Genomic DNA, 17,969 nt, shown 5'->3' with positions numbered 1-17,969 from the left:
CCACCGATCACTTTCCCCAGTGCGGTGAGATCGGGCGTCACACCGAAGTACTCGGTGGCGCCCCCGAAGGCGATACGGAAGCCGGTCATGACTTCATCGAAGACGAGCAAGGCCCCCGTTTCGTCAGCGATCCGGCGCAATCCCTGGATGAATCCAGGGGCGGGCTCGATGAACCCGCTGTTGCCCACGATGGGCTCCAGCATGATGGCCGCCAGGGGTACCGAACGCGCGATGCGCTCGACGGCCTCGAGGTCGTTGAAGGCGCAGGTCAGCGTGAGCTTGGCCAGCGCATCCGGTACGCCCGGGGAGTCGGGCAATCCGAGCGTGGCAACGCCGCTGCCGGCCCGCACCAGAAAACTGTCGCCGTGCCCGTGATAACACCCGTCGAACTTGAGGATGTGATCGCGCTTTGTGACGGCCCGGGCCAGCCGTGCAATGCTCATCGTGGCTTCGGTGCCGCTCGACGTGAAGCGCACCATTTCGAGATGCGGCATGCGATCGGCGATAGCATCGGCCAGTTCGACTTCGCGTGCGGTGGGCATGCCAAAACTCGTGCCCTCCTGCATCGCCAGCGCGACGGCATTGAGCACCACATCCGGCGCATGGCCCAGCACCAGCGGCCCCCACGACAGCACGTAGTCGAAATACTCGTTGCCGTCGACGTCCCAGATGCGCGCGCCCTTGCCACGCGCGGCCACAAACGGTTCGCCACCCACGCCCCGGAAGGCACGCACGGGCGAGTTCACGCCACCGGGAAAACGCGTGCGCGCCCGCGCCATGATTTCGGCGGAGCGCGCAGTGGTGTGGCGGGAATGAGGGCCCTTCTCAGTCATGTTCAGCGTCCGAAGCTGCCCGCAGAGCTCACACCCAGTCCCACCAGCGGGAGCTGCCGCGAAGGTTTGATGGAAGCCGCGACAACCGGTGCATCCACCACCTGCCGCAACGTGGCCGCAAAATCGTAGTCGTCCACGACGTGGTCGATCGTCACGTCGACGAACGCGCCGGGCGAGACGAGTGCCTGCCGCATGTGTTCAGGAACATCCACGTGCACCAGCCCGTCGATGTCATCCGCCTGCCACGGCGCACGCGCCATCCACACATCGGGATAGTCGCCGCGCCGCTCGATGAGCACGCGTGCCTCACGGCCGAGGAAGCGCTCGTAGCGTTCCGCGGTAATGGCGCGCTGCAGCTCCTCGATGCGCTCCTTGCGCTCCTGCTTGATGGAGTCGGCCACGTCGTCATCCATGGCGTGGGCGCGCGTGCCTTCCTGCGGTGAGTAGGTGAACACGCCCACCCGATCGAACTGCATTTCCTCGAGGAAATCGCAGAGGATGGTGAAGTCGTCTTCCGTTTCACCCGGGAAGCCCACGATCACACTGGTGCGCACCGCCAGATCGGGCACGATCTCACGATAGCGGGCCAGACGCTCGCGAATGGTCTTCTGACGCTCGGGGCGGCGCATACGCGCGAGCACGGCATCGCTGCCGTGCTGCATGGGCGTGTCGAGGTAGCGCACGATACGCGGGTTGGCCGCGATGACCTCCAGCAGACGCGGCGTGATGCCGGTGCTGTAGAGGTACATGTTGCGGATCCACGGGATGCTGGTTTCGCGCACCAGCGCTTCGAGCAGTTCCGGCAAACCATGTCCATCGCGCCGATCGCGGCCGTAGTGCGCCAGGTCCTGCGCCACGAGGTTGAGCTCACGCGCGCCCTGCACTTCCAGCAACTGGGCTTCGCGCACGAGATCGTCCACGCCAAATGAGCGGTGCTTGCCGCGCATGAGCGGAATGGCGCAGAACGCGCAGCCGTGGTCGCAGCCTTCGGAGATCTTGAGGTAACGCACGTGCGCCGCGTCGCCCGAAAACAGGCGCACCCCCGGATGCTCCACCAGCGAGCCGCCGATCAAGCCACGTTCCACCAGCTCGGGCACCAGCCGGTCGGTCTCGGAGTTGCCGAGGAATACATCCACTTCCGGCAGTGCCTCGAGCAGCTCGTCCTTGTGGCGCTCCACCATGCAACCGATGGCGAAGACGGCCTTGCAGCTGCCCTCTTCCTTCAGGCGCGCCGCCTCCACGATCGCTTCGATGGACTCGGCTTTGGCGGCATCGATGAAGCCGCAGGTGTTGACCACCACGACGTCTGCCAAGCGCAGGTCCTGCACCGCCTCGGCGCCATGCGCAACGAGGTCGGCAAGGTACCGCTCGGAGTCCACCGTATTTTTGTCGCACCCGAGGGTGACCAGACCAAACTTGAGCATCCGGGAAAGATAGCCAAACCGGGAACCGGGGGCACAGGTCGGGAGTATCCGGCGGAGATTGGCCTGAATGCGACTCCCCCTCACCCGTTGAGCCAATGTCTATGTCCCGAGCGCGCCGCTGGGCCGCTGTTGCTGGTCTGTGTGTGTTGCCGGCGGTATCGGTGCCGGCCCAGTCGCTGAAACTCTCCGCGGCGAAGGTGCTGCTCACCGATGAAGACGAGAGCGGGCTGACGCTCCTGCAAAACACCCGATTGGCCGTACACGAGTCAGGCGCGCTCGCCCTGGGCGCGACCGAAGGCTGGGTGGGGGTCTACGATCCAGCCAAGCAAGACTGGCGGCGAATTGGGCGAAAGGGGCGCGGCCCCAACGAATACATCGGTCCTCTCTTTGTCGGTTGGCTGGCGGATACGCTTTGGATACAGGACCACGGCACCTTCCGGGTGACCGCCATAGCGGCGCGAGGGACTTCCGCGCCCAAGTCCAGCAGCTTCTCGTTTGGCCGCCTGGGGGACTTTCAGGTCGTCGGAACGCGCGCGTGGCTGGCGGGTGGTGGAGCATTGGCGGCGATGCAACCGATCGGACCAGCATCGCGCTGGAGCGACGCTGTGAAGATGCAGCCCGTGATCTTCACTGATCGGCAGGCCGTGCGGTTGCGAGACACGCTGTTCATCGAAGACCGCACCAACGCGACTTTGTGGATCTCGAAGAACGATGTGCATCTGCAGGGTCGCCAGCCATTCAATGACGGCACGATCATGCAAGTCAGCGGAAACGGCCGGTTCCTCGCTCGTGTGGAGCAAGCGACGCATGCGCGCGCGCGACGAGGGCCGCTCAATGCGATAGTGCCCGCACGTCTTGAACTCTGGGAGTTCTCTTCGGGCAGGCGCAGCGTACGGCATTCCACGACACTGTCCGCCAGTGCTCCACTTCCGAAGACCGAATTCGACGCATGGCTCAAAGAGCAGCTGCGGTCGCAGCGTGAGTACACCGGACGTCTGCAAATGCAGTTCACCGAGGCGGACTACCGAAAAGCGACTTACATCCCCGATAGTCGACCGCAGGCTTCGGACATAGTGGTCGCCAATGATGGATCCATCCTGATTCGCCAGAACAGCTACACTACCAACACTGCGGCGTATCGTTGGTTTGACTCGGCAGGCAAGCTACGGGGCACATTCACGACGCCGCTCGACCAAAATATCCGTGTACTTCAGGGTGATCGCATTTGGTCGATCCTGAAACGGGACGACGACACGTTCGCGGTGACCATGCAGGACATCCGCCCATGATTCGATTTCGCCACGAGGTGATACATCGGGCAATCGCCGTTGCGTGCCTCACTCTGCTGTGCAGCGCAGCACGGCTCGCAGCACAGCGCCCGACCAACGACGCGCGTGAGGACGATCGCGCGGAGATGCGCCGTGACCCCTTCGCGCTCATCGCGCACGTCGGCCTGGGGCGGTTTCCCGCGTTGCAGCTGTCAGCAGTGCGCGGCCCCGCATCCGCGCGCATCTACCTGCTGGGTGGCGGCGTGGAGATGCGTGCGGCACCACGGCTATTCCTGGACTTCAGCGCCACGGTGGGATTCCATCTCGGCGCCTGTGCCGATTGGTGCCCAGGGTCGGGTGCGAATACGGATCTGTCGGCACTCTGGCTGGTCCACCGACTTCCCAACCGCTGGGGCGTGTTGCTCGGGCCGACACTGTCGCGCTCGACCATTGCTGGTGATCGCATGGGAGGGGGCGCAACCGCATCAGTCGGTGCGGTCTCCGGAATCGGGCCGCGCTTCACCGTGCGCTACGTCGCGTTGTCCGGCCCGAACTACAATCAGGGCTTGTCCGCCTTGCTCTCACTGCGCCTGGGCGGGTTCTGACGCGGAGCGACCCTAGCCGAGCTGCTGTCGGTAGATTTCGCGTACGATGCGCCACCCGGCGGGCGTGATGCGCCACTCGGCCGAGTAGGTTCCACGCTGCTCGTGCTGACGGGCGTTTACACGCCAACGCCCGACCCACTCTCCCTGCTCTTCCACGCGCAGCGGGTTGTCATGGGTCGTCACCTGCGCCGGCGTGCGGACATATCCCCCGAACCCGCGTTCGGCCATCTGCTGTGCAAACGCGTCGCGATTCGCTGCGGCGCCCCGCAGCACGGGGCCACCGGCCACAGACACTTCGACGGCATCGTCCATGAACGACACCACACGGTCCGCATCACGCACTGCGATGGCGTCGTTCGATTGTTGCCGCAGCGCGCGTACGTCGGACGCGTGATCGCGCGTCACCGACGACTCAGCGGAAATTGCCGAACTGCAACTCGACGCCGAAGTCACCCTTGCGCAGGAGGGCGATGGCTTCCTGCAACGCGTCCTTGTCAGGGCTCGACACACGCACCTGCTCGCCCTGAATGCTGGCCGTGACCTTCTTGAGCTTCGCGTCCTTCACGGAGGCGCTCACCTTCTTCGCGGTGTCGCTGTCGAGCGCCATCTTGAGCTTGATGTCGCGGCGCATCACTTCACCGCCGCCGGGCTTGAGCTCGGTGATGTCGAGATTCTTCACCGGCACCCCGCGCTTCACCAGCTTGCCGCGCAGCACATCGAGCAACGCCTCGGCGCGCATCTCGCCTTCAGCTTCCAGCCTGATGATGTTCTCGGCGCGCTTGAAATCGATCAGGACTTCCGTGCCCTTGAAATCGAATCGCTGCGCCACTTCCTTCTGCGCCTGATTGACGGCGTTGTCGACTTCCTGCAGGTCACACTCGGTGGTGACGTCAAACGAATACGTCGATGCCATGACAGCCTGTTATCCGAGAAAGCTTTCGAGGGACTTGGAACGGGAGACATGGCGCAGTCGCGACAGCGCCTTCTCCTTGATCTGTCGCACCCGCTCGCGGGTGATGCCGAGCTGCGACCCGATTTCCTCCAGCGTCATCGGGTCTGCCCCGTCGATGCCGAAGTAGAGCCGGAGAATCTTCGCCTCACGCTCCTTGAGGCCGCCCAGCGAATCTTCGATGGCCTCGGTGAGCGCCTTGTCGAAAGTCTGGTCTTCGGGCGTGGGGTGCATCGTGTCCGGCAGGTAGTCGAGCAGCCGGTTGTCTTCGCCCGGGGTGAGCGGCGCGTCGAGCGAGAGGTGCACCTGGGAGATGGACATGGTCTTGGCCACTTCCTCCTCCGTGATGTCCATCCCCTCGGCGATCTCTGCGTGGGTGGCCTCGCGGCCAAGCTCCTGCAGCAGCGCGTTCGCGCGCTTGCCGATGCGGTGCAGTGTGCCGGCGCGATTGAGCGGCACCCGGACGATGCGCGACTGCTCGGCGAGGGCCTGCAAGATCGCCTGGCGAATCCACCACACGGCGTACGAGATGAACTTGATGCCCTTCGTCTCGTCGAACTTGTGTGCGGCGCGAATGAGGCCGAGGTTGCCCTCGTTGATCAGGTCGGACAGCGACACGCCCTGATTCTGATATTTCTTCGCGACCGAAACGACGAAGCGCAGGTTGGAGCGCACGAGTTTGTCGAGTGCGTCCTGATCCCCCTGTCGAATGCGCCGTGCCAGTTCTGCTTCTTCTTCTCTCGAGATCAGCGGATAGGCGCTGATGTCGCGCAGGTACTGATCGAGAGACCCTTCATCGTACGACGCCTTCTTCTTCGGGGGAGTAACCGCCATGGCGAACCGGCTCGAAGCGCTGGAAGATCGTGCGAGCACCGCGTGGAAGGATTCGCGGTGGTCCTGAAGGGCTGCACCTGCAAGGGCGTTGCAGATACAGCAGGGAATCCGGTGTCGACCCGCACCGACCGACACGCCGGCGTCATGACATGGTTAAGGGTGAACTAGCCGGGAACGTTCGTCAACGAGTCACCCCAAAAAATGCGCGGAATTTTCCGGACCGCGCGCAGCGGACACCTACTGCGTGGTCGTGCCCAGCCGTCGCCAGCGAATCCGGGTCAGCCACGGTACACGCACGGTGGAGTCGGGCTCGAAGCTGAAATACACGAACAACGGCGCACCGCGCAGCAGGGTATCCGGCACAAATCCCCAGGCGCGACTGTCGAGTGAATTGTCGCGGTTGTCGCCGAGCACGAAGTAGTGTCGCGGCGGCACCACAAGCGGGCCCCAGTCGCGTCGCACGGTTTCCTCACGCAGCTCCTGTGCGCCGCCGGCCTCACCGTGCAGCGCCCAGCGCTCGGTCTGCGGTGCACCGTTGCGCAGCAGCACCCCCGCCGTCATGGCGACGGTATCGCCGGGCATGCCAACGAGTCGCTTCACAAATGCCACACCCGGATCGACCGGCCAGTCGAACACGACCAGCTCATTGCGTTGCGGCGCGCGCATCGCGGGCAGGCGGCGGTGCAACACTGGCACTTCGGCGCCGTAGGCGAGCTTGTTCACGAGCAGGAAGTCACCGGGGAGCAGCGTGCGCTCCATGCTGCGGCTGGGGATGCGGTACGCTTCCACCACAAACGTGCGCAACGCCACGGCCAGCACGGCCGCCACGATGAGCAAACGCCACACACCTCCACGGCTGCGATCGCTGTCCCGCCAGGACGGGCGTGTCGGCGGCGCGTTCGTGCTGCGCCGCCGAAACATGCGGGCGAACCACCCCGCCCCGCCCCGCGATCTGTTGGCGGCACGGAGCGCATCCGCCCGCCGTCCGACATCCACCGGCGTCACTTCTAGTAATTGTCGATTTGCGCGCGCTGCAACGCGCCCGAGTAATCGACGTAGCCGACCTTGGTCTCCGAATAGAATTCGTAGACTTCCCAGCCACCTTCACGATGGCCGTTGCCCGTTTCCTTCACGCCGCCGAACGGCATGTGCGCCTCGGCGCCAATGGTCGGGGCGTTGATGTAGGTGATGCCGTTGTCGAGTTCCTGGAGGGCGCGGAAGGCCACGTTGACGTTGGCCGTGTAGACCGAACTGGAGAGGCCGTAGCGCACACCATTGTTCACGGCGAAGGCTTCCTCCACCGACTCGACACGAATGACCGACAGCACGGGGCCGAAGATCTCTTCCTGATCGAGACGCGAACCGGCCTTCACGCCGGTGAAGATCGTCGGCTGGAAGAAGAAGCCCTTGTCGAGTGCTCCACCCGTGGCGCGTTCACCGCCGCACACCAGCGTGGCGCCCTGCTCCTTCCCGATGCCGATATACCGCTCGACCTTCTCGCGCGCGGCCTCGCTCACCAGCGGCCCCACATCGGTACCCGCCACGCGTCCGTCTCCCAGACGCAGCGCCTTCGCGCGCTCGGCCAGCTTGCTCACCAGCGCATCGTGCACGCCGGCCTGCACAACAAGACGGCTCGTCGCTGTGCAGCGCTGACCCGTGGTGCCGAACGCGCCCCACAACACACCATCGAGTGCGAGATCGAGATCGGCGTCGTCGAGCACGATCTGCGCGTTCTTGCCGCCCATCTCGAGCGAGAGTCGCTTGTGCATGCGGCCGCAGGTCTCACCGACAAACCGACCGGTTTCGGTGCTGCCCGTGAACGAGATGACCGGCACCTGTGGGTGTTCGACAATGGCCTTGCCGATCACTTCGCCCATGCCGTGCACGAGCTGGATCACTTCGGGCGGCAGACCAGCCTCGAGCAGGATCTCCACCAACACGGTGGCCGTGTGCGGCACGTCTTCGGCCGGCTTGAGGATCACCGAGTTGCCACAGAGCAGCGCCGGGAACGCCTTCCATGTGGGAATGGCCAACGGGAAGTTGAACGGCGTGATCAGACCGCACACACCGATCGGGCGGCGCATGCTCATCGCCCACTTGTTCGCGAGTTCGCTGGGCACCGTGTGCCCGAACAAGCGACGGCCTTCAGTCGCGGCGTAATAGGCCGTGTCGATGCCTTCCTGCACATCACCACGCGTCTCGGCGAGCGGCTTGCCCATTTCGCGCGTCATGATGTCGGCCAGTTCGTCCTTGCGCGACGCGAGCAGGTCACCGACACGACGCAATACATCACCGCGTGCGGGAGCCGGCGTACGCTTCCACTTCTCGAAGCCACGCACGGCGCTGGCCACGGCCGCTTCGACATCGGCCACACCGCTGGCCGGGAACTGACCGATCAGGTCATCCTGATTGGCCGGATTGCGATTCTCGAAATAGGCGCCGGTGGAAGGCGCGACCCACTGGCCACCGATGAAATTGCGGAAGGTCGTCATGCGGGAAAGATAGTGGCCCGTCGCGAGGGACGGGTTCCGAGGTGACCTGCCGGGGCGCGGGAGGCGCGATGTGGGTCACGCGTGTCTCGTGACCTGGAACACTGTCGCAGACGGAAATCGCCCCAGCGCCGAACGAGGGCTTACCGACGGCTTACGGAGTGCCCGTAGGGACGGGCGCGGTCGTTGGCGCCGCGTCGGCAGGGGTAGTGGCGGGTGCATCCGCCGGTGGTGCGAACAGCGGCAGCCCTTCGCACGACCACGTAGCGGCACGCACTTCGGTGGGAATGGCGTACCCCACGCGCGGCAGCACTTCGCGTGCACCGAGCCCGATGCCCCAGACGGTCACCAGCAGCGACGCGACATGAGCGAGGCCCAGGCGATGCCGCCACGTGCCGATCGCGCTCCAGACGCCAAGCAGGGCCACCACGCCGGTGGCCGCGGTGAAGCCGATGAGCGGGCCGCCGCAACGGGCTGGCCACGGCCAGAACATCATGCCGGCGGCCGCCGCGACGGCGACGAGCACCTTGACCCACGCCAGCCAGCTCCGGCCGTTCGAGACCGTCGCAGCCGGAGCGGGCGCGGCACCAGCGGGCAACGCTCGCGCGGGCGCCGCACGACCCGCCGCTGGCTGTGAGCCCGCGGCAGGAGGCGCGTTGGTGGCGAGCAGCTGTTCATCCGAGATGGATGCGAGCTGCTTGTCGATCTTGGCGAGTTCAGCGTCCCAGTTCTTGTTGGACATATCGTGCGGCGTGGAGGATCGGTCAGCCCGGGAGGCTTTCCCTCGTCAAAGCATAACGCTCGATCTTCTTGTAGAGATTCGACCTCGGCATGTCGAGCGCGCGGGCCGTCTCGGACACGTTCCAGTCGAACGCCCGCAGCTTCGCCAGCAGAAACGCCCGCTCGGCGGCCTGCTTGAACTCCTCGAAGGTGTTGCAGTCGAGCAAGTTGCCCAACCCCGACGGCTCGGAGGTCCGGCGTCCGACCAGGCGATCGACATCGCTGGCCGAGATGGAGGCGGCGCTCGCGAGGATCACGAGCCGCTCCATGGTGTTGCGCAGTTCGCGCACATTGCCCGGCCAATCAAGCTCAGACAGCCGCTGCAGCGCTTCGTCGCTGATGGATCGTGCCGGCAATCCGTCGCGCGCCGCGAACTGCTGCAGGAAGTGCCGCACGAGCAGCGAGATGTCTTCACGTCGCTCGCGGAGTGCGGGCACGGTGATGGGCACGACGTTCAGCCGATAGTAGAGATCCTCACGGAACCGGCCGGCCGCGATCTCATCTTCGAGATTCTTGTTGGTGGCGGCGAGCACGCGCACATCGACCTGCACTGGCTTGCTGCCACCAATGCGCGTCACCACGCCGTCCTGCAACACGCGCAGCACCTTGGCCTGCGCGCTCTGCGACATGTCGCCGATTTCATCGAGGAAGAGCGTGCCGCCGTGGGCCTGTTCGAACTTGCCGGCCCGATCGCTGATGGCGCCGGTGAAGGAACCCTTCATGTGGCCGAACAGCTCGCTCTCGATCAGCTCACTCGGAATGGCAGCGCAGTTCACCTCGACAAAGGTCTTGCGGGCGCGCTGTGAGCCACGATGAATGGCGCGTGCCACAAGCTCCTTGCCGGTGCCGTTCTCGCCGGTGATGAGCACGCGCGCGGGCGTGCCGGCCACGCGCTCAATGCGCTCGAGCAACGACCGGATACCAAACGAGCGTCCCACGATCTCGTAGCGCGACTCGATGGTCTCGCGCAGTCGATCGTTTTCTTCACTGAGCTGACGATTCTCGAACGCGTTGCGCAGCAGCACGAGCACACGGTCGGTGTCGAGCGGCTTTTCGAGAATGTCATACGCACCGAGCTGCGTGGCTTCCACCGCCGTCTGGATGGTGGCGTGGCCACTGATCATGACGACGGTGGCATTGGGATCGGCCTGGCGCAGCCGCTTGAGCACCTCGAGGCCGTCGAGCCCCGCCATCTTGACGTCGAGGAACACCAGTTGCGGCCGGAAGCTGTCGTACAGCGTGATGCCTTCGGCACCACCACTCGCCGTCTTGACGTCGAACCCCTCGTATTCGAGGAGCTGGCCCAGGGCCTGCCGGATGCCGGGTTCGTCGTCGATGACGAGGATGCGTCGGGTCATGGTGTCCGTGGTGTGGGCGCGACGCCGGTTGCCGGTGTCGCGCGATACAGCGTCAGCTTGCCGTTCACGACGCGTACGTCGCTGACGGACGCCGGGAGCGGGATCGGCAGACCGTCGTCGGCGAGGGCCGACAGATCGATCAAGCGATCGGGATCCACGGTCTTACCCGCGGACGTGGCCCCGCGTTCACTGCGGGCCTGCGCAGCGAGCTGCTCACGCACACGTCGCTCGCCCTGCTGGCGCAGCTTGCGCACCAGGGGCGGAATCAGCCGGCTGGGCACATCAATGCCCTTGAGTCGGAGTTCCCGGAGACGGAACTGCGCAAGGCCGGGCTGAACAGGTTCGATGGGGCCGGCCACATAGAGTGTGTCGGTTCCGTCGAGGGCCCCGCCCAGGACGGTGCCGATGGTACCGGATCCGGCGAAGTCCCGCAGTGAAACCACGGCGCGCACGAGCAGCTGATCACCTTCGAGGGCGAGTTGCACCGACTTGGCGGACGGCGGCAGTTGCTGCACCAGCGGTGTCAGCACGCCGACGACCTGCGACGCGGAAAGCGACACATACGCGGGTCCGGTCTTGCTGCGCAGCGGAGCCAATGTGCGGTTGAGCGCCGCGACGCGACTGGTGGCCGACGTCGGGCCGCTGCCCGCGGTGGGTGCCGCGCCGATGCCCACCCATCCAACCTGGCGATCGCGAGCGTCGCGAATGGCCTGTCGGCGCTGTTCTTCTTCTGCCGATATGCGAGGGCCGTCGTTGCTGTCGTAGCGTTCGCTGGCGCGCTGGGCGACGTCGGTGACGCGATTGGCGGCACCGGATGCGGCACGCGACAGTACCGACGGCAGTCGATCGCCGTAGAGCCAGTATCCGACGGCGCCCCCGGCCACGAGGATCACCGCACAGCCGATTCGAGTGAGACAGCCCACGTCGGAGGGGTTGAGGTCGAGCGTGAAGCTATGACACGCAGACCACCGGCGGCAGGGTTGACGGCTGCATTGCCCGGAAGTTCACGCCGCCACGGTCTGATCCTCCCCCACGGGGCGGAAGCGCAGGGCTTCGCCGATGTGCTGGCTGGTGACGACGTCGAGGTCATCGAGATCGGCAATGGTACGGGCCACACGCAGCACACGATGATAGGCGCGGGCCGACAACGTCAGGCGGTCGGCGGCGCGCACGAGAAGGGCCCGTGCCTCGGGCTCGAGTCGGGAGGCTGGGGCGATCAGCCGAACGGGTGCGCTGGCGTTGGTAAGCACGTGAGTGGTGCCGTTCGCCGTTGTGACGTGTGCATAGCGCTGACGCTGGCGCTCCCGCGCCGCCACGACGCGCGATCGCACCGCAGCCGACCGTTCGGCGGCTGCATGCTGTGCGAGCGCGTCGGGTGGCACGCGCTGGACGTGCACATGCAGATCGATGCGATCAGCCAGTGGCCCTGACAATCGTGCGCGGTGCCGCTCGAGTTCGGCCACCGAGCAGCGGCACGCGCGGTCCGGAGACCCGGCATAGCCGCATGGGCACGGGTTACTGGCGGCAATGAGCGAGAAGCGCGACGGGAAGCGGAGTGCACGGGCCGCGCGTGCGACCACCACCGCTCCATCTTCGAGTGGCTGTCGCAGCGCTTCGAGGGTGTGGCGAGGAAACAGGGAGAGTTCGTCGAGAAACAGCACACCGTGATGGGCGAGGCTGACCTCACCAGGCCTGGGCCACCCTCCGCCGCCAATGAGTCCGGCGGTGCTGACGGAGTGGTGTGGTGCGCGAAACGGTCGTGCGAGATCGGTGAGATGATGCTGGTCGGTGCCGAGCAGTCCGGCGACGGAGTGAATGGCCAGCACCTCGAGGGCTTCCTGTTCGTCGAGGGGTGGGAGAATCCCGGGGAGCCTGCGGGCGAGCATGGTTTTTCCGGCGCCCGGTGGTCCTTGCAGGAAGATGTTGTGTGCGCCTGCGGCCGCGATCTCCACCGCGCGAACAGCGAGCTCCTGCCCAACGACATCGCCGAGGTCGGGGATATCGTCGTGTGGGGCGCGTGGGGTTCGGTGGCGGGTGTCGCTGCGGGCGGTGCCGTCGCGCAGCGCGGACACCAGTTCCGCGAGTGTGCGTGGAGCCATGGCGCGTGCGTTGGGGACGCGCAGGGCTTCCTGCAGGTTGTCGGGCGGCACGATGAGCAGGGCGTCACTGGTCGCGGCCACATGCCGCGCCACGGCGAGCACCCCACGCACCGGCCGGAGTTGTCCATCGAGACCGAGTTCGCCGAGTGCGCAGGTGGTGGCCAGCGAATCGGGGGGAAGCTGGCCACTGGCGGCGAGCACGGCGAGGGCGATGGGGAGATCGAAAGAAGTCCCCTGTTTAATCACGTCACCGGGCGTGAGCGAGACAGTTACCCGTCGGTTCGGCGCATTGAATCCACTGTTCACCAGCGCCGCGTGCACGCGGTCGCGGCTTTCCTTCACGGCCGTCGCGGCCAACCCGACGAGCGTCCACTGAGGTAGCCCATTGGCTACATGCACCTCGACCAGAATGTCGAGGGCACCGATACCGAGTACGGCGGCGGAGGGGGCGGCGGCCAGCATGGAGCGACGATAGTGCGGCTCCATGCATGGTGTGTCATCGGAAGTGCGCGGGCATGATCATTTGCACGCGTGTCGCCGGGATCAGGAGCGCGTCCCGACCTGCGTGGCCCGTTGCCGCCATGTGGACGGCGTCATCCCCGTCCATCGCCGAAACGCGCGGAAGAATGTGGCCGGTTCGGCATAGCCCAGGAGCATGGCCACCTGCGAGGCACTCGTCGTGGCGTCAGCGAGCAGCATCTCCGCACGCTCTCGGCGCAGTGCTTCCACAATCGCAGAGAAGCTGGTGGACTCGTCCTGCAACCGTCGATGCAAGGTGCGCACGGACATGGAGAGTCGCTTGGCGACATCGGCAATCGTGGGCTCGCCAAACGCGAGCAACGCCGCGACTTCCCGCCGCACCCGATCCGCGTCGGTGCTTTCGCTGGGCAACGCGGCGTGCAGTTCGTCGGCCCGCCGCGCGAGGTAGCTGGAGAGGTTCGGGTTGGCCAACGGCAGTGCGAGTTCGAGTATCGACGCATCGAACGCGAGCTCCATCAGTGGCCCGCCCCACGAAACCGGGCAGCCGAACCACTGCTCCTGTCGTTCGGCATCGCCCGGTCGTGTCATCGGAAAGGCGACGTAGCGCGCGCGGAGCTGCGGACGGCCGGTGAGCCCGCGCAACGATGCCACGATGGACGCCGCCTGCGCGTACACCGGTTCGCGCAGGTGCTGAAATGGCGGCGGCACGGGCTTGGAGAAAATCAGCAGCTCGCCGGCGGGGGTGCTGCGCTCTTCGATGGTCGGTACCAGCGCAGGGTGCAGCAATGCGCGATAGCGCTGCATCCAGGCGAGCGCTTCGCGCACCGTGTGGCCGTGCAACATCGCGAATCCCACCACGCCGGTTTCTGCGAGCGTGAAGCGCTCACCGATGTCGAGTCCCATGGGCCGGCGCGACAACACGTTCCAGAGGGCCAGATCGTCGGCCACGGGCACCCGCGCATCAGGATCGGCGAGGCGCGCGAGATCGATGCCCGCATCACGCGCCAGTTGCTCGCGATCCCAGCCCAGCGATACAGCGACCCTCAGCACGCCGCCCGGAATGGCGGCCAGAATGGTCTGCTCGAGCAGCGGATCGGCCATGCCCAAAAGTCGAGGATGGCACGCGCAGTCACAAGGTTGGCCGCCTCGGCCACAGATCGCGCATCGAGACACGGTGACTATGCGCTGTGCCCTGAGGGCGCCGCGCTTTCGGGCTGGCGGCTGCCGCGGGGTGCCCTTCCCGAGATCCCGGTCTCTGATCCTTATCTGCCTTCTCTGTCTTCTTGCCATGCTCCTGCAATCGCTTCGAATCATTGTCATTGGTGGCGCCACCGGTGGCTGCGCGGCAGCCTTGTTGTTCGCGCGCGCCGGTGCGCACGTCACGCTCATCGAGCGGGAAGCTCATCAACGCGCCGTGGGCGCCGGCATTGCCCTGGCCGCCAATGGCATGGCCGTGCTCGAATCGGTGGGATTGGGACCGGCCCTGCGCGTCGCGCGGCCTGTCGACGGCATTCGTGTGGTGCGCCCCTCCGGTCAGGTGCTGCTCACACCGCCGGCCGATACCAGCGCCCGGATGATACGCCGGTCCACTCTCCAGAATCTCTTGCTCGACTCCGTCGCCGCCGAGCCACGCATCGAGACGCGATTCGGCACGTCGTTCCTGTCGGCGACCTCGCACGGAGTGGCCACCGTTCGACACGACGCGACCGGATCTGTGGAACATCTCACCGCCGATCTCGTGATCGGTGCGGACGGCGTACACTCACGAGTGCGGGAGAGTGGCGATTTTGGCGCCACCGTGGAGCACACCGGTGTGCACTATTGGCGCACGCTGCTCCCGCCGGGTCTGGGCCAGCAAGTGGAAGCGTGGACGTCCGCCGGCATCTTCGGTTCGTTCGAGGTGGACGATGGCACCTATGTGTACGCGTCCTGCAGCACGCCGCTGCTGCGCAACGCCATCCGCGCCTGTGACCTCGACACTCTCAAGCGCGCCTGGCTGGATGCGTATCCCGCCGCGGCGTCATTGCTGAACGCCGTTCATCGCTGGGAGTCGTTGCTCGTCCACGAAGTATTGCGTGTACTATGCCGCCGGTGGTGGCACGACAAGCTGGTCCTGCTCGGCGATGCCGCGCACGCCATGGCACCCAATCTCGGACAGGGCGCCAACAGTGCCCTGGTGGACGCCGCCGTGTTGCTGGACGAACTGCGTCGCGCGAACACGCTGACCGACGGCCTCGAGGCCTATGCCCGCCGTCGCAAGCCGCGAGTGCACGCGGTGGCGCGCACAGCAGCCGCTTTGGGTCAACTGGGCGAATGGACAGGCCCCGTGGCGCGTGGCATCCGCGACCGGGTGCTCGTGCCGGTGATGAATGCAATGACCACGTCCGGGGCATACCGGCGGGTGCTGCAGGAAGATCCGGACGTCCTGCGCGCCATCGGCAGAGCGTGAGCAATCAGCCCAAACGCGCAACGGGGAAGTGGCTCGTGCAGGCTCGCCGCCCACACCGTCCACTTCCCCGCCTCCCGCAACCCCCAACCCGCAACCGCCCTTCGTTACATCGCCGTCTTCTGCGGCGTGCCCAGCGTGTACTTCGCCATCCACTCGTACTCACGCTTCATGCGGTCGAGCTGGTGGTAGTACTCCGTGAAACCGTGGCCTTCACGCGGATAGAACACCAGTTCCGTGGTCTTGCCGCGATCCTTGAGTGCGCGATAGAACTCCATCGGCTGGCCGATCGGTACACGCTCGTCATTGCTGCCGTGCAGGATGAGCAGCGGCGTGGTGATGCGATCGCTGTACGAGATGCCCGAGCGCTCGAGGAACTTGCGGATGCTCGGGTTCACGATCGAGCCATCGTACTGCGGCTGGCCGAAGAACGTGTTGATGTAGCCCGGGATGTCGGTCGTGCCGGCCATCGACAGCAGCGACGGCAGACCGGCGCCCATCATGGCCGCCTTGAAGCGGCCCGTCTGCGACACCACCCAGCTCGTCATGTAGCCGCCGTAGCTCCAGCCTTCGAACGCCATGCGCGTGGAGTCGGCAATGCCGCGCTTGATGAGTTCATCCACACCGGTCATGATGTCGCGGTAGTCACCACCGCCCCAGTCACCGGTGTTGGCGCGCATCCACCATTCGCCGTAGCCGGTGGAGCCACGCGGGTTCGGATACAACACTGCCCAGCCGCGCGCCGCCCAGGTCTGGCCCGGATCGGTGCCGAGCTTGAAGCCGTTGGTGTGCACACCCGTCGGGCCGCCGTGCGCCGACACCACGAGCGGCACCTTCGCGCCTTCCTGGTAGCCCACCGGCAGGAGGAGCACGCCTTCGACTTCGCGGCCGTCCTTGCTCTTCCACGTCATCACGCGCGACGCACCGAGCGAACGTTCAGCGATCCACGGATTGGTGTTCGTGATGCGCTTCGGTGTGCCCGACAAGCCGTCCTGGACATACACCTCGGCCGGCCAATCCGCCGTGTTGAGCACGAATGCAAAGCGGCTGGCATCGCGGTTGTGCGAGAGGCCCGCCACCAGCTGATCCTTGGTGCGCTTGGTGTACTGCTTGCTGGCCAGGTCGTACGAGTACAGCGACTGGTACACACGATCACTCGCCGTGAACCAGATTTCCTTGCCATCCGGCGAGAAGCGCACCGCGCCCGCGCTCACATCGAAGTCGGGGCGTGCATGATTGGTGAGCGTCCGCGTCGCAAAGTCGAACGTGGTCAGACGACCATTGCGCAGCGTGCGCGGCGGAATGCCGTCCTTGTGTGCGGCGAATTCGTGCGGGACCACCGTGAACGCCACAAACTTGCCATCGGGCGAGAACGCCGGCGCCGTTTCCGCTTCACCGTTGTTGGTGAGGCGATCGATCTGCTTGCTGGCGACATCCACCACATACGCATCGTGCCGTTCATCGCGGATGAGCGTGGTGGGACCAGCCAGGAAGGCCAGGCGCGCACCGTCGGCCGACCAGCTCGGCGCACCGTTCACCGTGAAGTTGCCCGTGGTGATGCGCGTGGCCGCACCGGTGGCAACGTCGACCACCCAGATGTGGCTCATGCGCGACGGGCCTTCGTACACCTGCGCGTCATCGCGGCGACGACGCTTGGCTTCGTCATCACGCGAGACCGAGTCCTGCGACGTCACGGCGATCTTGGAGCCATCGGGTGACCACACATAGCTCGAGACCCCGTCACGCAGCGACGAGAGCTGGCGAGCCTCGCCCCCGTCGGCCGGCAGCAACCACAGCTGTGCACGGGGGGCGTTGTCGCCGGTGCCGGCACCGCGGGAGGCCACAAAGGCCACCGTCTTGCCATCGGGCGACCACGTGGGCTGCGATTCACCGCGCTCGCCGTATGTGAGCTGGCGCGACGCGCCACCCGCCGCCGGCACCATGAACACATGGGAGCGACGATCGTGCTGATCGCCCAGCGCGGTATCACCCTTCGCGGCGGGATGCTCCCAACCGGTGACGGTGTAGAGGACACGGGCGCCATCAGGCGAGATGGCGGCGCCACCGACAGCCTTGAGGCGCATGACGTCCGACTCGTCCATGCCGCGTCGAGCCTGTGCCGAGAGCAGCGCCGGCAACAGCAGTGACGCAGCAGCCGGCAACAGCAGCCGGAAGGAGCGGGGGCGAATTCCAGGGGAGGAGACCATGGGACCTTCGTTCGCGTTCGGTGGGAGAAATCCGCATCGGGCGCCGAGCGATGGACGCTGAGCGTTTTGCATGCGGACCCGCCGAACGGGGGCGATCGGCGGGAACGGCCGGGTACGGCGCGTCGGCAGACGACGCCAGACCCGACGTCAGCCCACCACGCTCAATTATTGGCCTTGGCGCGGTGCCGCACCACCCG

Annotated in this window: 16 protein-coding genes; 3 read left to right on the top strand and 13 right to left on the bottom strand. The window is 65.9% G+C overall.

The features are described 5' to 3' along the window. Window positions 1-833 (bottom strand): aminotransferase class III-fold pyridoxal phosphate-dependent enzyme (locus tag VGE27_RS17245; protein ID WP_331050918.1); only part of this gene is annotated, 833 nt, incomplete at its 3' end. 2 nt (window positions 834-835) lie between these two features. Next, window positions 836-2,257, bottom strand: coding sequence for a 30S ribosomal protein S12 methylthiotransferase RimO (gene rimO, locus VGE27_RS17240; protein WP_331050917.1), 1,422 nt, complete (start codon window positions 2,255-2,257; stop codon window positions 836-838). Between the two features lie 101 nt (window positions 2,258-2,358). Between rimO and VGE27_RS17235 the strand changes: the two genes are divergently transcribed. Beyond that, the gene (locus tag VGE27_RS17235; RefSeq protein ID WP_331050916.1) at window positions 2,359-3,546 is read left to right on the top strand and encodes a hypothetical protein; all 1,188 of its coding nucleotides are present in this window, start codon (window positions 2,359-2,361) and stop codon (window positions 3,544-3,546) included. Continuing rightward, window positions 3,543-4,130, top strand: coding sequence for a hypothetical protein (locus tag VGE27_RS17230; protein ID WP_331050915.1), 588 nt, complete (start codon window positions 3,543-3,545; stop codon window positions 4,128-4,130). The genes VGE27_RS17235 and VGE27_RS17230 overlap by 4 nt, the downstream gene beginning before the upstream one ends. A gap of 12 nt (window positions 4,131-4,142) precedes the next feature. Here VGE27_RS17230 and VGE27_RS17225 read toward each other — a convergent pair whose 3' ends face one another. The 10 genes from VGE27_RS17225 to VGE27_RS17180 all read right to left on the bottom strand — a co-directional run bounded on the left by VGE27_RS17225 (window position 4,143) and on the right by VGE27_RS17180 (window position 14,220). Beyond that, window positions 4,143-4,535 (bottom strand): nuclear transport factor 2 family protein, encoded by a 393-nt coding sequence (locus VGE27_RS17225; protein WP_331050914.1) that lies wholly within the window; start codon window positions 4,533-4,535, stop codon window positions 4,143-4,145. A gap of 7 nt (window positions 4,536-4,542) precedes the next feature. Beyond that, the gene (locus VGE27_RS17220) at window positions 4,543-5,043 is read right to left on the bottom strand and encodes a YajQ family cyclic di-GMP-binding protein (RefSeq protein WP_331050913.1); all 501 of its coding nucleotides are present in this window, start codon (window positions 5,041-5,043) and stop codon (window positions 4,543-4,545) included. 9 nt (window positions 5,044-5,052) lie between these two features. After that, window positions 5,053-5,913, bottom strand: coding sequence for an RNA polymerase sigma factor RpoD/SigA (locus VGE27_RS17215; protein ID WP_331050912.1), 861 nt, complete (start codon window positions 5,911-5,913; stop codon window positions 5,053-5,055). Window positions 5,914-6,150: 237 nt separating this feature from the next. Continuing rightward, window positions 6,151-6,834, bottom strand: coding sequence for a signal peptidase I (lepB, locus tag VGE27_RS17210; protein WP_331050911.1), 684 nt, complete (start codon window positions 6,832-6,834; stop codon window positions 6,151-6,153). Between the two features lie 86 nt (window positions 6,835-6,920). Beyond that, window positions 6,921-8,405, bottom strand: coding sequence for an aldehyde dehydrogenase family protein (locus tag VGE27_RS17205; protein WP_331050910.1), 1,485 nt, complete (start codon window positions 8,403-8,405; stop codon window positions 6,921-6,923). Between the two features lie 151 nt (window positions 8,406-8,556). Beyond that, window positions 8,557-9,144 (bottom strand): hypothetical protein, encoded by a 588-nt coding sequence (locus tag VGE27_RS17200; protein WP_331050909.1) that lies wholly within the window; start codon window positions 9,142-9,144, stop codon window positions 8,557-8,559. A gap of 22 nt (window positions 9,145-9,166) precedes the next feature. After that, the gene (locus VGE27_RS17195) at window positions 9,167-10,540 is read right to left on the bottom strand and encodes a sigma-54 dependent transcriptional regulator (RefSeq protein ID WP_331050908.1); all 1,374 of its coding nucleotides are present in this window, start codon (window positions 10,538-10,540) and stop codon (window positions 9,167-9,169) included. After that, window positions 10,537-11,433, bottom strand: a complete 897-nt coding sequence (locus tag VGE27_RS17190) for a hypothetical protein (protein WP_331050907.1) — start codon at window positions 11,431-11,433, stop codon at window positions 10,537-10,539. The genes VGE27_RS17195 and VGE27_RS17190 overlap by 4 nt, the downstream gene beginning before the upstream one ends. A 111-nt stretch (window positions 11,434-11,544) precedes the next feature. Next, complete coding sequence (locus tag VGE27_RS17185; RefSeq protein WP_331050906.1) at window positions 11,545-13,101, bottom strand: YifB family Mg chelatase-like AAA ATPase; 1,557 nt, start codon at window positions 13,099-13,101, stop codon at window positions 11,545-11,547. A gap of 81 nt (window positions 13,102-13,182) precedes the next feature. Next, complete coding sequence (locus tag VGE27_RS17180; protein WP_331050905.1) at window positions 13,183-14,220, bottom strand: AraC family transcriptional regulator; 1,038 nt, start codon at window positions 14,218-14,220, stop codon at window positions 13,183-13,185. A 187-nt stretch (window positions 14,221-14,407) separates the two neighbouring features. Between VGE27_RS17180 and VGE27_RS17175 the strand changes: the two genes are divergently transcribed. Continuing rightward, entirely contained in the window at window positions 14,408-15,568 is a 1,161-nt protein-coding gene (locus VGE27_RS17175; RefSeq protein WP_331050904.1) for an NAD(P)/FAD-dependent oxidoreductase, read from the top strand. Window positions 15,569-15,672: 104 nt separating this feature from the next. Here VGE27_RS17175 and VGE27_RS17170 read toward each other — a convergent pair whose 3' ends face one another. Next, window positions 15,673-17,772: a S9 family peptidase gene (locus VGE27_RS17170; protein ID WP_331050903.1), complete on the bottom strand. Its 2,100-nt coding sequence runs from the start codon at window positions 17,770-17,772 to the stop codon at window positions 15,673-15,675. Between the last annotated feature and the right edge of the window lie 197 nt (window positions 17,773-17,969).

It is taken from the genome of Gemmatimonas sp., from assembly GCF_036405635.1.
GTDB lineage: Bacteria > Gemmatimonadota > Gemmatimonadetes > Gemmatimonadales > Gemmatimonadaceae > Gemmatimonas.
The sequence above is the reverse complement of the archived record's forward strand: the minus strand, read 5'-3'. Positions and strand labels throughout refer to the sequence as shown.